Below are 16372 nucleotides of genomic sequence, written 5' to 3' on the forward strand. Positions count from 1 at the left end.
TCGATTGCCGTCGATCATTCCAAACGTTGGCCGCTCGATTCCTACGCGAAGGCGCGCAGCAGGCCGACCACGTCGAGGCGCCCATTGCCGAAGCCGGCCTGCCAGCGGCCGTTATAGGAATTCAGGCTCTGGCTCAGGGCCGCCCTGATCTGGACGGCGTTGAGCTGGTCGGCGCCGCTGGCGGCGCGGTGCGCGAGAAGCAGCGCGGCTGCGCCCGTGACATGCGGCGCCGCCATGCTGGTGCCGGTCATGGCGACAAGCTCGTTCGTGGTTCCTGCTTTCGCCGCGACGATCTCGACACCCGGAGCGACGAGCTCGGGCTTGAGCCGCTCGTCCCGCGTTGGTCCCCGGGAGGAGTTCCGCGACAGCGCCAGGGGGTCGCGCGCCTCGCAGGCGCCCACGGTGATCACGGTCCGGGCCGTGCCGGGGATGCTGAGCGTCAGCTCGTCGACGCTCCCGGTGTCGAAGTGAACCGCCCGGGCCGCGTCCTCGCGCTCGACCCAGCCGTGAAGCCCGCGCTCCGAGAACACCGCCCTGCCGAGGATCTCGAGCCGCCATTCGCCGCCGATCTGGATCGCGCCTCCGGCGTTGTTGCGGACCACGATGAGGAGCTTGCTGTCGCCGTTATCCGCATGGAATTGGGTCAGCGAGGCGTAGACCGAGAAGGCGCCGCGGCCATCATGGGCGCTGGCGGAGGGCGCGCCCCTGTCGACCGTGCAGCGCAGCCCGGTCGGAGCGACGATGGTGAAGACGAGGTCGTCGCTGGAGGGAAACCAGAACTCCAGATAGTCTTCGCGGCGCGAGGCCGCCTTCGTCGTCCAGACGACCGGAATCATTCCGCCCTGGAAGGGCCGCACGAAGGCATGCCCGCCATGGCCGAACTCGTTGCCGGCGGATTTGACGATGACGTAGCCGGGATCGCGCCCGCCGCCGGTAAAGGCATCGAAGCCGAGCTCGAGTAGCGAGGTGCCGTCATGGGCGCCGGCATTCATGCCGAGGCTGACATTGACCGCCACGGGCATCCCGGCGTCGTCGGCCATGCTTCTGATGAAGGCCAGTGCATCGATATGCGTCTTCGAATAGCCGAGGCTCTGCGGATCGCCGATATCGGCCTCGAGCTTGGGGATGACCACCACGATGTCGGCCTCCGGAGCGACGCCGCCGGGAAACGCGACCGTCTGCGGCGCGCTGCCGGGCAGCGCGTTTGCCGGCCGGTATGAGGCCGTGAACGGGCTGCCGGCCGCGATCGAGGCGACATGGGTGCCGTGCCCCATCGAATCGCGCCCCAATCTGACGGGGGTTGCGCCAGCGGCGATGTAGCGGTCGATATCGGTCCGGGTGTGCAAGGTGCCGTAGGTCTGGTTGGCATAGAGCATCGGAGCGACCGCGCTCGGCGCCCGGCCGGTGCTGTCGCGCTGGTCCCAGACGGCGCGGATGCGGCTGCGTCCCGCACCGTCGCGAAACGCCTCGTGCAGCACGTCGATGCCGCCGTCGATCACGGCCACCATGGCGCCCGCGCCGCGCTGGTTCAGCGGCGCCGCATGCGCCAGCGGCGCTCCGATCCAGGGCATGGACTGAACGCATTCGGGCAGCCCGCCGCCGCGGCTCGCCTCGACGGAGATCACGTCCGGGTCTTCGGCAAGCGTCCTGATCGCCCGTTCGTCGGCCATCGCCGAGAGGATGCGCCCCAGCCTGGAGCCCTTCTCCAGCCCGGGGACGTCCCGGTCCCAATTGGCCTGGCGCAGCTGGATGAGGACGGGGATGCTCGGGCGCCTCCTCGTCGCCTGCATTCCCAGCACCCTGTCCGCCTCCGACATCCGGCGCTGACCGTCCGGCCCGGCGCGGACCGTGATGGTCGCCTCCGTCGCGCTATCCGCCGGCACGCCGTCCGGCAAGGTGACGCCGGCCATGGTGTTGAGGCTCTCGAGCCCGCCCGGCGCGACCTTCGCGACAAACTCCTCCTGGCCGCCCGCGGGCGACTGCTCGAGGTCCTTGAAATGCAGCGAGATGTAAGTGTCGATACCCTTGTCCATGCTCACTCCCATTGATCCGAAGAGCAGCCGCGCAAGACGCGGGACGGCACCTGGCGCACTGTCACATTTTCCGGGTGATCATTTGCCCGGCGGCTTCAGCGTCAGGTTGGAGATGTTCTTGGCGACCGCCACGAGCCGCTTCTCGAGTTCCTTGCGCTCCGGCGAGCCTTCCTCCGCTGCGGCGATCTCGGCTTGTAGCCCGACGGCCTGGTCGCGGTATTTCAGGTCCGAAACCAGCCTCATGCCCTCGACGAAGCTCTCGATGACGGCCTGCTGGTTGTCCTTCATCTGGAAGAACCGCTGCAAGATCTCCGCGCTGGCGACGGTTGGCGCAAACTTCTCCAGCCTCTTGTCGGCGGCGCCGTCGAGGCTGATGACGATATAGGGCTCGGCGCCGTCATAGGGCCGCCGGCTGGCGCGGTCGATCAGCCCCTTGCCGTCGACATAGTCGTACCGATCCGCCTGCAGCAGCCCCTTGGACAGCACGCGGAAATCCGCCCTGGCCGGCTCCGCTCCGGGCAGGTTGAAGTTGAGCGGCTCCGTGACCGAGAAGACCGGCTTGTCCAGCAGCGAATGGCCGAGATCGCCGCCGATCTTGACGAGCTGGCCGGCGCCAAGAAGATAGCCGGCATAAGGCATCAGGATCGGCAGCCCGGCGAGCGACGAGAAGGCCGAGGCGACGGAGGCGACGAAGGCCGCGGGGAAGGTCGCGACGGCGAGTTCGACCGTCAGGGTGATCGACTTGGCCAGAACCGCCGGGGAATAGGTCACCAGCGTCGTCCCCTCGCTGAACGCGCTCGGCCCGTGCAGATGCGCGCCGGCCTTCTGGTTCTTGGCGATAAGGTTCAGTGCCCGCGCACTGGCCGCGAACACGTCGAAATCCTTGACGCCCGAGACGACGGCGACATCGCCGTCTCCGCCCGAGAAGAAGCCGCTTTCGGGAAAGCAGCCGGTATAGACGTGGCGGATCATCACCGTCAGCGGCAGCCCAAACCCGATCGGGTTGAAAGGCGTCTTGGTTTCCGTTTCGGCATCGAGCCCGCCCAGGCTCTCGGCGATGTCCTGGCCATGCGCCTGGAAATCCGCCTCGGACACGACCTTATCCCGCACAATCCGGTAGACAGCCATCGGAGCCTCCGCGCAATTCCGTGCAACTCAGATCAGCAGGTGTCGCCAGGTTCTTAGCGCGTCATCACTTCGCGATACCCGACTATCCGCCGCGCCTCTGTGACCAACCGCACTCAACCTGTCGTAGATGTCATTAAAACATTAAATTCGACCGCTTACTCTGGGGTCGTTGCTGTTGACATTTATGTCGTTCATGCAACAAAGTTCGATAGAACTATTGCTCTGTAAAATTTCCGCTGAAGCACAAGTAAAAAATCTAAGTGATTTTACCGCAGCGTCAACGGCTTTTTTCGACCGACGCAACCGAAGGTTGACCTGCCCCGGCGACGTAAGGAGCATGTCCGATGCCTGAATCGTCCAGCCCATCACCCTTGGTCGAGCGCCTGCTCCGCGGCGTCCGCGACGCCGACATCGCGGAATCGCTGTCCTATCGCGAGCCCGGCGCGGCAGCGCTCGCGGATCAGCCGGCTCCGGATGGGGTCGGCACGGAAGCGACGCCCGTCCCCGCGGATCCCCGCGCCTCGATTTCTCAAGCTGGCTACGATTTTGTGGTGCGCTGGGAAACCGGCGGCAAGGCCTATTACGAGAGCGTCATCCGCGGCCGCCCCGTCTGGCCGGGATATTCTTCCGGCATCACGATCGGCTGCGGCTTCGATCTCGGCTATCACACGCCCGCAGAGTTCTCCCAGCAATGGCAGAGCCGGCTGCCGGCGACCGAGTTCCAGCGCCTGGCGCAGACCATCGGCTTCAAGACCGTCGCGCCGAACCGCGACGCCAAGGTGGTCAAGGCCAGGCAGCTGGTCGCGAGCCTGAGCGACATCACCGTGTCGTGGGCCGTCGCGATCGAGCAATTCGACAAAGCCAAGCTGCCCCGCCTGATCCGGCAGCTGTTCTCGGCCCTCGACAATCTCGACCGGCTGCATCCGCACTCCCGCAGCGCCTTGCTCAGCCTCGTGTTCAACCGGGGTCCGGCCTTCACCGCGTCTGATGATCGCTATCGCGAGATGCGCGCCATCGCCAAGCTGATGCGACAGGGCGACGCCGTCTCCTTCCGGCGGATTCCGGTGGAGCTGCGCGCGATGAAGCGCATCTGGGGCGAGCAGTCGAGCCTGGCGGAGCGGCGTGAGGGCGAGGCCCAGCTCTTCCTGGCGGGGCTGGAGGAGCAGCGCCTGCTGGAGAGCCTGACGGCGCCCGTCGAGACCGAGGCGGCAGAGATGGAGCTGCCGGGACGCGCCGGCGAACTCCTCGACGACCTCGCCATCGAGCAAAGCGACGATGCCGACGAGGCGCTGCTGCTCGAGGGCGCCGGCGAGGCGGGGCTCGAGGCGGCCGTGACGATCGGGGCGGTGCGCTGGAATCCCGATGACCGCGACCAGCCCGACTACGCTCATCTCGACCTGGCGGCGGCAGGCTCGGCCTTCACGGTGATGGGCGAGGACATCGACGCCTTGATCGAGGCCAACGCGTTCAAGCCACTGCAGGAGCCGATCGTGCTCGCCATTCGCGGGGCTGCGCTGGCAAGCGGCGATCGGGAGAACGTCGCCAGCCTCGACCTGATCGACCAGCGGCCGGACCATCGCGAGTTTCGCTGCGTGATCGGCGTCTTCCACCCGAGCACGCGGCGCTTCTCGGCCTATCGCGCCTCGACAGTGCCGAACGCTCAATACGTCCTGAACTGCTTCGACCAGGCTCGGGCCGGCACGCCGCTCAGCGGGCTGACCGGCAACATCCTGCCGACCGGCTGCTACACCTTCACCGTCGGAACCCACAAGAAGAACAAGCCGGGCGAAATCCCCGGCGTGCTGCGCCTTTCGACGACCGCGACGGGAGCATCGGCCGTCGTGGTCCAGCGCTCGCTGTCCGACGTCGTCTATGATCGCAGCGACGTGTTCGTGGTCGCGACGCCCGGGGACAACATCCATCCAGGCATCCTGAACGTCGGCTTCTCCTCGGCGGGCTGCCTGACGCTGCCGGGCCGCTTCACCGGCGGGCAGCATGTCGGCGTCTGGCAGCGGTTCCGCAAGGCGGCGGGGATTGATGGCGCACCCGATGGCGAGCAGCGCTCGGCGCTGCTGCTGACCGGCCTCGACTTCGCCAATGCGGCGCGGCTGAGGGCGGGCAGCCTCGGCAAGCCGAGCCTGCGCCGCCTTCGCCACGGATCGCAGGGCGAGCGCGTCAAGGCGCTGCAGCGGGCGCTCGGGCTTCAGCCCGACGCTCGGGGCATTTTCGGCCCGCTGACGCGCAAGGCCCTGTGCGAACGGCAGGCCGAGGTGCTGGGCGGGGCCGACGGCATCTACTCGCCGGAGATGGACGCACGCCTCGGCTTCACCGTCTATGCCGGCGCCTGATCGCAGCGCCGGGCGAGGGGATGTCCATGCCGAACTCAGTCGAGAACCTCGTAGCGGCGGCGGTGGCGCCACGCAGGTCGGGCGATCTGCCGGCCCGCTTCGCATTGTTCCCGTCGTCGCCCGAAGCGGCGGCCCCGGCTCTCGCGGCCCTGCAGCGCGATCTCGCTGCGTTGGGTGCGCAGGTCGAGCAGCGCAACGCGGCCGGCGAGGCCCTGCTGGTGCTGCCTGAGCATCGGCTCGCCGACGCGCCGGCGGCCTTCGCCGCAGCGGATGCCATCGTCGACGGCTACGGCTTCGCCGTCGTCGAGCCCGAGATCATTCACGCCGTGATGCCGGTCCAGCGCCTCGGGCCGGAGGGCCCGGCCGATGCCGAGAGCGCCGACCTGCTGCCCGGCTGCTGGGTCGGCGAGGAGGGCGAGCTCAAGTCCCGCAAGCGCTGGGCGCTCGAGGCGATCACGATACCGGCCGCCTGGGCCCTGGCGAAGGCCGGGAACCGGCCGGCCCAGGGACAGGGTATCATCATCGCGCAGCCCGATACCGGCGTGACCGGTCACGCCGAGCTCATCGGCATCCGGATCGTAAAGCCGCTGAACCTCCTCGGCGACGGCAAGACCCCGACCGACCCGACCGATCCGCTGTTGCCGGAAGGCAATCCCGCCCATGGCACCGCCACGGCGAGCGTCGCGGTGAGCCCGGAATCGCTCGACGTCTCCGGCACTGCGCCAGCCGCAAGCCTCATGCCGATCCGGGCGATCCAGAGCGTGGTGCGGCTGTCGCAGGTCACGACGGCCCAGGCGATCGACCATGCCGTCGCCAACGGCGCCCATGTCATCACGATGTCGCTCGGCGGGATCGCCTCGTTCTCGTTGTGGCGGGCGCTCGGGCGCGCCGTCGCGGCCGATGTCATCGTGCTCGCGGCGGCCGGGAACTGCGTCTCCGAGGTGGTCTGGCCGGCGCGCTACGAGGATTGCATCGCGGTGGCGGGGATCGACGCCCATGACCGGGCCTGGCCGGGCACCTGCCGCGGATCGGCGGTCGACATCTCCGCTCCGGCCCAGAACGTCTATCGCGCGGCGGCCCAGACCGGCGATGCCGGCCAGGGGCAGGGCACGAGCTTCGCCGTCGCGCTGACGGCCGGCGTCGCCGCCTGCTGGCTCGCCTATCACGGCCGCGCGACGGCGGTCGGCGAGGCTCGCAAGCGCGGCGAGACGGTGCAGGCCATGTTCCGGCGGCTGCTGCGCATGACGGCGCGTGTACCCGCCGGTTGGGATTCGCACGGGATGGGCGCCGGCATCATCGATGCCGAAGCGCTGCTGAAGGCCTCATTCGACGACGGCCTGGGCGAGGGGGCGGAGGAAACGGCGGTCGCGGCGGCGGTTCCATCCCGCGGCGCCTCGGTTCGCGACCTAGCCGCCAGCGTGCTGGGGCCGGCGGCGTCGGCGCTGCCGGTCGACTGGTCGCGCCGCGACGCCGAGGTCAGCCTCGCCCTGCTGACGGCGACGCAGCCCGGCACCGAGAGCGAGGCCTCGGACGCATCTGCGGCCGCGGCCGAACGCCTGCAGCGCAGGGTCGGCGGGCGGGACATCCTGATGCCGCATGCCATGTCGATCAGCAAATAGGGGGTTGCGATGAAGCTGGAATCGATAACCAAGCCCGACACCGAATCCGATATACCGCTGCCTAAGGCGGTCGAAACGCTGGTAACGCAGGCTCCAGTGGAACCGACACCGCTGCCGGATACGGTGAAACGGCGCGTCGTTGTCGGCAAGAGCTCGACCCCGATCGAGTTGCCGGCAGATACCGGTCTGGAAGCAGTGCTGGGGGCCGACGAGCGCACCCGGATCGTGTCGACGGAGCTCTATCCGTGGAAGCTGATCTGCGCGCTCGACATCGAAGCGCCCTGGGGCCGCGCGATCGGCACCGGCTGGTTGGTCGGGCCGCGCACGCTGATCACGGCCGGGCATTGCGTCTACGACCGCAAGCAGCTCGGCGGCTGGGCCCACAAGATCACGGTTACCTCGGGCCGCGACCGCGAGCGCGCGCCCTTCGGCTCCAAGGTCTCGGCGCGCTTCTCGACCCTGTCGCCATGGCTGGAGCGGCAGGACGCCGATTTCGACATCGCGGCGATCCATCTCGAACAGGCCTTCTTCACTGATCAGGAGGTCTTCCGCGTCGGCTCCTTCACTGACGCCGAGCTGACCGATTTTCTGGTCAATGTCAGCGGCTACCCGGCCAGCCCCGGCAACGGCATGGAGCTCTACTGGGCGAAGAACCGGATCAAGGCGGTGACGCCTCGGCGCATCTTCTACGACGTCGATACGTCGGGCGGCCAGAGCGGTGGTCCGTCTTATATTTTCCCGGACGAGAACGCGCATCCGATCGTCGTCGGCATTCACGCCTACGGCCTCGGCGGCACGCCGGCGAGCATCGGCTTGCGGGTGAATTCGGCTCCACGCATCATCCCGGAGGTGGTCGAGAAAATCCAGGAGTGGATCGCGGCGGACGCCGCGACCGGCTGAACGCCATGAGCCGCATGTGAGCGATGCCGAGCCTGTCCTGCACCGCGGACGCGTCACGACACCCGATGGTGCCGGTGCTAGTGCGGCGCTCGTCTTCGTCGCCAGCGGCACGGCATCGACGCCGGAGATCGCGATCCGGTGCGACGCAGACGGCTGGTTTCGCCTGGCACTGCCGCCCGGGCGTTTCGTCATCGAGGCGCGCGCGCCCGATGGGCGGACCGGCAAGGTGGAGGTGACGACAGGAGCGGTCGCCCAGGAGTTGGCGGTCGCCGTGGACTAGAGCCGTGGCAAACGAACGGAAGACCTCAAACGCAACCAGGGAGGACGCAGATGAGCGACCAAGAAGCGGCGAAACTGAACGCGGAAGCAGCCCCGCATCCCCGAGACGAGATTCCGGCGAGCGAACTCGCCCGGGCGATCGGCCCGGAGGCCGATGCCGACCTGCATGGCGACCCGGACGATCCGGACCCGACGCCATCGGCGACCGAAGCTTCGACGATGACGGCGTGGCGCGTCGCCAAGGCCTTGCTCGCGCTGCGGATTCAGGTGGATGCGCTGGCGCCGCGCCGCAACAAGGCCAGCGATGGCACGATCGGCGATCGCAGGCACGAGTCGAGCGCCTCCGACCATAACCCCTGGGTCAGGGACGGCGCGACCGGCGTGGTGACCGCCATGGACATCACCCACAGCCCGGACCTCGGCTGCGACGCCGGAACGCTGGCGGCCGCATTCCGCGAGCAGCGCGATCCGCGCATAAAATACATCATCTGGAACCGCCGGATCGCGAACTCATCCGCCGTCGGCGGCGCTCCGGCCTGGGGCTGGCGCCGCTATACCGGCGCCAACCCGCACGACCACCACATCCATATTTCGGTCAAGCCGGAGCCGGCAAGCTATGATAGCCAGACAGCCTGGGCCCTGCCGGCGTCTCTCAAGACCGTTCCGGTGAGCTGAGCGGCGGGCCGGCGCTCATGCCAGATTTCGCGGGCGGCAATCCTGTCGGCATTCCGGCCGCGATGGAGCAGGCCATCCGCAGCATCTGCGCGATCGAGAACGCCGGCCCCCGCGACGGCACCGGCTTCCTGATCTCGAAGGACTACGTGCTGACCAACTATCACGTCGTCAGCGCGCTCATCGAGGCGCAGCACGACGATGCCGCCAGGGCGGCCGCTTTCGAAGCAGCCGAATGCCGCTTCGACTATGTCACCCCGGGGTCGGGAGGCCACGCAATGCTGGGCGAGACCGTGCGGATAGCCGAGGTGGTGACGTCCAGGGAGCCGGCGCCCGGCGACATCCTGCCGGGTGGCGATTTCCCGCCGACCCATCTCGACTACGCGGTGATCAGAATCGCCAGGAAGATGGGAGAGCTGCCTGCGGCCGACGGGCGTCAGCGCGGCTGGATTCCACTCTCGGCTCGCGCGACCGTACCTGTCGCGGGAGAGGACGTGTGGATCCTCCAGCATCCCTGGGGCGAGGGCTGGACGCGTGTGCAGCAGAGCCTCATCTATGCGGACGGCATGATCGTCGACGGGGCTGCCGCCGGCGGGCGGCGCGTCGTCCACAACGCGTCGACGCGCGTCGGCTCCTCGGGCAGCCCATGCTTCGCCGTCAACAGAGGCTTCGCCTTGGTCGCGCTGCACAACTGGGGCAACGGCGCCGGCGAGGGCCGCGCCATCCCCATTCTCCTGATAGCAAATGATCTTAGGGGACATCCCCTAGCCCACCTGATCCTCGACATCCCGCTTCCAGCGCGAAACACTCGGCCGAATCCAATCAACGTAACCTCCCGCAAGCAGGCGGCACTGTGCCTGATGGATCGGAGTGATCCAGAGAACGATCTCATCGTCGCGGTCAACGGCGAGCTCCGCTGGAGCCCGCCGGGCGACGACCTGCCGCTGGTGCATGTGATCGTCTGCAAGGAAAGCGACGGCCAAGAATACTTCGCGGATCGTCTGCAGCATCTCATCTTCAACGGGCCGGCCGAGCGTCGCGATACCAAGCGGATCGGCGCCCTGAAGCGACGTCTCACGCCGCCGACGCGGAACGTGTCGGCACCGCGCTGGCCTAAGCTCGAGGGAGCCGCGTCCGGCAGGCACGAGCGGCGGCTGCGGCGCCTCCAGAACGAGCTGCTGCAACTCGAAGCGCAGGGCAGCCACCTCCTCATCCTGCAGACGTCGATCGACATCGAATGGGCCGCGGAGACCGAGCGGCAATTGATCGAGGCCTTCGCCAAGAAGGTATCCGACCGCTTTTCCGGCAGTCCGGACAAGATCCAGGTGATCGTCATCTTCATGACGCCCGACGACGATGCCGGCCGCAGGCTGGGGGAAGCTTTCGAGAACCTGTGGTGCGTCGGCCAGGCGCCACCTCATTGCGGCGTCTGCCTGCGCTTTGAGGACATCGACAGGGACGACCTTCACGAGTGGCGCGAGCAGCTGGAGCAGGCCTGGGGCGAGAACGCGGCCTTCGCAACGGCGCTGCGCGCCAGCTTCAACGCGAGCCGGACGAGGCCGCTCGCGGAGGTCGCCAAGGAACTCGACGAAAGCCTCGTCGCCTACATCAACAGCGCGGTCGACGACCCGAATCCGGCAGGGGAGCAGATGCGATGAGTTTCGGCCAGTTTGCGGCGATCTGGAATGTTGACAGGGAGGGCGCGCGGGCGGATGCCGTCGCGCTCACCGAAAACGGTGCGCCGACCTTGAAGGGCAAGGGCTACCAGCTCGACGGCGACGTCGTCGCCGCCGTCGACGTGGCGCTGGCGCTGGGCCGGCCGCTGCTGGTCTCCGGGGAGCCGGGCTGCGGCAAGACGGAACTCGGCTATGCCATCGCGCGGCGGCTGGGGATCGACCGCCTGTACCTGCATTCGGTGAAGTCGAATTCCGAGGCCGGTGAGCTCTTCTACACCTATGACGCGCTCTCGCGCTTCCGCGCCGCGCAGCTCCGGGAGACGCAAGACGGCGTCGCCAAGGCGGCGCTGTACGACGATGTCGGAGACTATGTCGAGTTCCAGGCGCTGGGCCGGGCGCTGATCGAGGCGCATGAGAGCGCGGCGGTCGCGCCGCTGCTGCGCGGCAAGCACCGGCCCGATCCGGAGAAGCCGACCGCCCCGCCGCGACGTTCCGTCGTGGTGATCGACGAGATCGACAAGGCGTCGAAGGATTTCCCGAACGACCTGCTGCATGAAATCGAGACGATGAGCTTCCGCGTCCGGGAATTCCCCGGCGATCCGCCACCGGAGACGCCGCCCGGCTATGCGCTGTCGCCGGAGTTGCGGCCGGTGGTGCTGATCACCTCCAACGAGGAGCGACAATTACCGGACGCCTTCCTGCGCCGCTGCATCTTCCACGAGATCAACTTCCCTGAGGGCGACATCCTGAAGCGGATCATCGCGAGCGGTCTGACGGCCCGGCTCGAACGAATGGGCCTGAGAGGCCGGCCGGATCGGAATCTCGGCGACGGGAGCATCGCAGACCTGGTCAAGCTCCTCTTGGACTTCCGCGGGCAGGACCCGGACAAGAAGCCCGGCATCGCCGAGATGCTCGACGCGGCGGCGCTGCTCGCGGTGTCGAAGAGCACCGATCTCGCGGTGGTGCGGCCCGCCCTCGCCAAGCTCAAACGCGACAGCAGGATCCTCGACATGCTGACGAAGCAGGCGTGAACGCGATGGGTTTCCGGCTCGACAGACCGATGCTGGAGCGCCTCATCGCGCGTTACGAGATCGGCCGCGCGCGCAGCGGCATGGGTTCGATGCTCTACCGCGTGACGCCGCAGCAGCGCATCGACGCCCTGCAGATCAGCATCGCCGCCTATGCCAGCGGCGGGGTGCCGGAGGGCGACCAGCGCGATTTCTGGCTGAAATACCTGCGGCCGGTCCTGGCCGAGACGAGCGAGGCCGCGGCCGCGCTCGACGAAGCCTACCGCGACGTCCTGCGCGACTTGGAGGCGCAACCCCGGCCGGGATGGATCGAGCGGCTGACGACATGGCTGCGCAGCCGGATCACGGTCTCGACGAAGGACATCGCCGACCTGGCCAGGCGGCGGGTCGGCATCTCGCTTGCCATCCTGCTGGCTTGCTTCGTCGTCGTCGTCATCCTGGTCGAGGCCCAGAGAAGCCCGTGGCAACGCCCCCGGCCGGAGGTCGAGCCGGGACCGTACGATCAGGCGCGCCAGATGATGGCGGAGACCACAAGCGACAGCCGCAACGCCTCCGCCTATGAGCTCATGCGCAGGACCACGCTGCGGGCGATCGAGCAATATGGCGACGACTTGACGCCGCGCGCCCTTGCCATCGGCTTCTCGGGCGAATGGCCGCATCTCGGGCCGCCCGCGAGCCTGCTGGCCCGGATGCTGCGTCGCTTCCCGCTTCCCGCCGACCGACCCGTGCCGCATACTAGGCTCGGCGCACTCGCGCTCGCCCACTATACCGCGCAAGCGGCGGCCGCCACGGTCGGCGACGGCACGGCCTCGTTCGAAGCCATGATCGGCACCGACGACCAGCTGAGCCGCCAATGGACGCAAGCGCAGGCCTCCGGCCCCGCACTGGCCACGCCCGCAGCCGCGCGCGCGTTTGCCCCGTCCTGGCCGTGGTGGATCGTGCTCCTGCCTTTTACCATCCTGATTCCGGCGGCGGCTTGGGCGTTTTCCGGACGGGCCGCACTGCGGCACCGCCTTCTCGACGACCGCCTGCGCGCGGCCGCGAGCCTGCGGCGGGACGTCATTCGCAATGCGAGGTCCGGCGAAAAGGGGTTGCCGGAGCTGTTCCAGACCTGGCTCGACCCACCGCCGAAACTCGACGGCACGCGCACGGCGCGGCGCCTGCTGCGGCTGCGCGAGGACCGTCCCGGACGACGGCTCGATGCCGCCCGCAGCCTGCGGGCGACGCTGGCCTCGGACGGTGACCTTATCACCGTGATGCGTCCGGCCAGCCGGGCGGTCGAGTTCGTCTTCCTGGTCCGCCGGCGCCACCGCCACGACCATGAGCGGGCGCGGGTGCTGCGGCTGCTCTCGGCCCTGTCGCAAGCCGGCGTCACGCTCACCGCCTATGACTACGCGCCCGATCCACGCTCCCTGACGGCGACCGCGCGGGCCGATCCGCAGGCCGGGCGCGGACCACGCCGCACCCTCGACCTGCGCGGCCTGCGCGAGCTGCACGCGGATGCGGTGCTCGTGCTGGTCAGCGACGGGGAGGAACTGCTCGAACCGCTCGGACAGACCCCCTATCCCTTCGTTATCGCCGAGTTGCGCTGCTGGCCGCGGCGCATGCTGCTGACACCGACGCCCGTGGCCGAATGGGGCGAGCGCGAGATGCGGCTCGCCTTTGCGCTCGACGCGCCGATCGGCCGCGCGACCATGACTGGGCTCGGCGATCTCGCGCTCGGACTTGCCCCGTCTGCGCCTGAGGGCCGGCCGCGCCGTGCGCTGAGGCTCGCCGCCGCGGAAACCCGGCTGCAGGCCCGCATCATGCGCTGGTGCGACGAGGCGTCGGCGATGATCGCACCCGACCCGACGCCGCCACGGCCCAGCCTGTTCTGGAACGAGGACCGCCTGCTGTCGCTTCGCCTCGCCCTCCCGCCCGCCCCGGAGACGCAGAAGGTCGTCGTCGAAGCGATTCAGCGCTGGCTCGGCGCCGGCTATTTCTGGTTCGCCGCCTGCGGCCTCTACCCGCAGTTGCGCTTCGATCTGACGCTCTGCCTCGGCCAGCGGCTGCGCCGGTTCGGCGAGCCGGCCAATCCCCGTATCTTCACCGAAGCCATCTTGGAGCGCCTCTGCGGGTTGCCATGGCTTCGCAGCGGCCACTTGCCGGACTGGCTTCGTATCGCTGCCTTCGCCGAGTTGAGCGATCGGGAGCAGAGGATGGCGAAAGGCGTCATCGACGGGCTGCTATCCGGCGCGCGGCCGGCCCTGGCCGAGCTTCGAAACCTGCCGGTCTGGCAGCCGGACTGGAGCGGCCAGCCACTGAGCGATGACGAGGTCGTGCTCGAGCGTGCCGGCACGACGCCCGAGCCGCCGCCCGTCGACGCGGCGGCGATCGCAGCCGCGGTCGCGGCGGACGCGAACAGGCGCTGGTTGCGCCGCGGCTTCTGGCGGATCGCCGGCTTCGCTGCTTGGGCCGCCATCGCCTCCTGGCTATGGCCGATGCCGGCCGAGGCCCCGCATCCGATCGGCGCCTGGTGGCCGCTCGCTGCCTTCGTCATCGTCAGCCTCCTGCTGAGCGCGGCCGCAATCCTGCCGCGGCTGACGGTGACGGCCCCCTCGACACGCGCGCCGGCGCGCACGGGTCCGACATGATGGCCGCGCCCGTCGACGGAACCCAGGCCAGCACCGTTGCCGACGGGGGAGGCGAGCAGCAGCCGGGTCTGGCGCGCTGGCTGCGCTCGGTGCTTCGCGTGCGCGGCCTAGTCCTCGTGCTGGCCGGACTCGTCGCGCCGCTGTTGATCGCCCTCGCCATAGGCTTCTTCATGCATCGTGTGCAGCGGGACGTAGCGACGAGCCTCCTGCTCGCAGCGGTAACGGCCGATAATCCGCCAGCCGGTGCGGCGATCCCGCTTGTGCCAGGCGACGGCATCAGCGCGCTGGCGTGGAGCCCCGCAGCCGGCGGGCCGCTCTTCGTCGGACTGCACTCCGGTACCATCCTCAGCGCGACGCCGGGCGGCATGGTCTCGCGCCAGTCCGCCAGCCGCCCGCGCGAGCCGATCGTCTCCCTGACGCCGACGCTCGACGGCGCTGAGCCGAGGCCGGTCTGGCTTTCGCAGGAGCCCGGCCTCGACGGCGCTATGTACCAGGCCGATGGCGGCCCTGTCCCTGACGGCCTCGTTCTGCCGCTGTCGAACCGGCTATTCGGTCTCTCGCCGAGGCGTGGCCCGGGAACGGCTCAGCAGTCGCAGGTCCTGACGAAGGACCCGCGCGGGCAGGACGATCCTCAGCAGCAAGAGCTCAACGGCCTTCTCGATCGCTGGGGGGTGGACGCGACGATCACCGCGGCGCGCGGATTTCGCCTCCTGCCCGAGGCAGAAGCGTTCGTCGTCGGCTACGGCAACGGCGCGGTCAGGGTCGTGAACTGGTCAGGCCGCGCGCCGGTCGTGATCCGGCAAACGATTAGCGATGCCGACATCGCGCTGCTGCATAACGGTGCGGTCGTCGCCATCGCAGGGCGTGACATCGCGACTGGCAGCACCGTCCGCTTCGCCACGGCCGGGGCCAACGGAACGATCAACCTCTACCGCCAGAACCCGGGCGACTACCTTACCCTGCGGGTGTTGCGCCCGGCCGGCGCCTTGACGGTTCGCGGCCGTCCCGCGGTCCCCAACCCGGCCACCATCGTTGCCAGGGATGGCCTATCCTTGTCACGGGACGGCCGCGTCCTGATGGTCTACGGCCAGGATGGCGGCATTCATATCGCGCGGCTCGCGGAGGGCGCGACGGAGACGGAGGCCCCGGTTCTGCAGCGCTATCCCCTGCCGCAATTGCGCGTGCAGCGACGAGGCGGGCCGTGGACGGAGACGTTGACGCTCTCGATACAGCGAGCCTTGATTCGACGCGGCTTCGAGATCGGAGCCGTTGACGGCATTCGTGGCCCCGTGACCTCTGCCCGGCTCCGAGAATTCGCCGAGGAGAACGGCCTCGGCCAAGCCGCGGAATCCGAGATCGTCGACGCCCTGCTCGGCGCCGTCTGGCGAAGCAGCGCCGCGGCCTTGTCGCCGCGGGGCAACGTCTTCGCCATTGCGGGGAATGACGGGGCGATCCATCTCGTGCGCCTGCCGGACGATCCGATGGCGGACCCGGCGACGGCGCAAACCGTGGCGCTTCCCGGCCATGGCGACGTCATCACCCATTTGGCGATCTCGGCGGATGGCAGCTACCTCGCCACCGCTGGCCTCGACGGTCGGCTCCGGATCACCGATCTCGACAAGGCGTGGCTGCTTGCGGGCTGGCCGCTGGCGGTGTCGCCGACCGGCCCGCCGATTGCCGAGATGACGGCACGGCCCCTCGACAGCCCGGCGGCTCCGTCCGCGCCTGCGGCGGGCGACGATTTCATTATCGTCTTCGGCGGAGATGCCTCGCTCGCAGCGGCGCAGGACGAGATCGCGCGGGCGCGCCGGGCCGGCATCGGCAGCGCCGTGGTCTACTTGCGCGACGATTCCTATCGCAGCATCGCGGTCTTTGCCGACGCGCAAGCCCAGGCGGCAGCCTTGCCCGTCCTTCAATCCCTGTCCCCCTGGTCGCGGGACGCGTACAGGACCAGGCTTTCTGCCTGGTGCCCGGTGCGGCGAGTGGATGAGGGCTTCACACGCTGCGATCTACCACCCAGCGGAGTTCGGGCGAATTAAGAGAGGCTTCCCCGGCG

At 68.9% G+C, this 16372-nt stretch carries 11 protein-coding genes; 9 read left to right on the plus strand and 2 right to left on the minus strand.

What is annotated here, in order from left to right; translation table 11 throughout:
* Positions 1 to 41: 41 nt before the first annotated feature.
* Both DWF00_RS22250 and DWF00_RS22255 read right to left on the minus strand, forming a co-directional pair.
* A complete protein-coding gene (locus DWF00_RS22250; RefSeq protein ID WP_181832671.1) occupies positions 42 to 2033 on the minus strand; it encodes a S8 family serine peptidase in 1992 nt (663 codons plus the stop codon).
* Between the two features lie 78 nt (positions 2034 to 2111).
* Entirely contained in the window at positions 2112 to 3128 is a 1017-nt protein-coding gene (locus DWF00_RS22255; RefSeq protein ID WP_147283710.1) for a hypothetical protein, read from the minus strand.
* A 377-nt stretch (positions 3129 to 3505) separates the two neighbouring features.
* Between DWF00_RS22255 and DWF00_RS22260 the strand changes: the two genes are divergently transcribed.
* The 9 genes from DWF00_RS22260 to DWF00_RS22300 all read left to right on the plus strand — a co-directional run bounded on the left by DWF00_RS22260 (position 3506) and on the right by DWF00_RS22300 (position 16355).
* Positions 3506 to 5509: a lysozyme family protein gene (locus DWF00_RS22260; protein ID WP_147283709.1), complete on the plus strand. Its 2004-nt coding sequence runs from the start codon at positions 3506 to 3508 to the stop codon at positions 5507 to 5509.
* Positions 5510 to 5535: 26 nt separating this feature from the next.
* A complete protein-coding gene (locus DWF00_RS22265; protein WP_147283708.1) occupies positions 5536 to 7128 on the plus strand; it encodes a S8 family peptidase in 1593 nt (530 codons plus the stop codon).
* Positions 7129 to 7224: 96 nt separating this feature from the next.
* Positions 7225 to 8028: a trypsin-like serine peptidase gene (locus DWF00_RS22270; protein ID WP_181832670.1), complete on the plus strand. Its 804-nt coding sequence runs from the start codon at positions 7225 to 7227 to the stop codon at positions 8026 to 8028.
* Positions 8029 to 8044: 16 nt separating this feature from the next.
* Positions 8045 to 8308, plus strand: coding sequence for a carboxypeptidase-like regulatory domain-containing protein (locus DWF00_RS22275; RefSeq protein WP_181832669.1), 264 nt, complete (start codon positions 8045 to 8047; stop codon positions 8306 to 8308).
* 50 nt (positions 8309 to 8358) lie between these two features.
* On the plus strand, positions 8359 to 8982 hold the full coding sequence (locus DWF00_RS22280; RefSeq protein ID WP_210207890.1) for a hypothetical protein: 624 nt from the start codon (positions 8359 to 8361) through the stop codon (positions 8980 to 8982).
* A 17-nt stretch (positions 8983 to 8999) separates the two neighbouring features.
* A complete protein-coding gene (locus DWF00_RS22285) occupies positions 9000 to 10637 on the plus strand; it encodes a trypsin-like serine peptidase (protein WP_114829624.1) in 1638 nt (545 codons plus the stop codon).
* Complete coding sequence (locus DWF00_RS22290; RefSeq protein ID WP_114829623.1) at positions 10634 to 11686, plus strand: AAA family ATPase; 1053 nt, start codon at positions 10634 to 10636, stop codon at positions 11684 to 11686. Before DWF00_RS22285 ends, DWF00_RS22290 begins: the two co-directional genes overlap by 4 nt.
* A gap of 5 nt (positions 11687 to 11691) precedes the next feature.
* Positions 11692 to 14316 (plus strand): hypothetical protein, encoded by a 2625-nt coding sequence (locus DWF00_RS22295; protein ID WP_114853074.1) that lies wholly within the window; start codon positions 11692 to 11694, stop codon positions 14314 to 14316.
* Entirely contained in the window at positions 14313 to 16355 is a 2043-nt protein-coding gene (locus DWF00_RS22300; protein WP_114829621.1) for a hypothetical protein, read from the plus strand. Before DWF00_RS22295 ends, DWF00_RS22300 begins: the two co-directional genes overlap by 4 nt.
* Positions 16356 to 16372: the final 17 nt, after the last annotated feature.

The organism is Allobosea caraganae (genome assembly GCF_003351345.1).
Taxonomy (GTDB): domain Bacteria; phylum Pseudomonadota; class Alphaproteobacteria; order Rhizobiales; family Beijerinckiaceae; genus Allobosea; species Allobosea caraganae.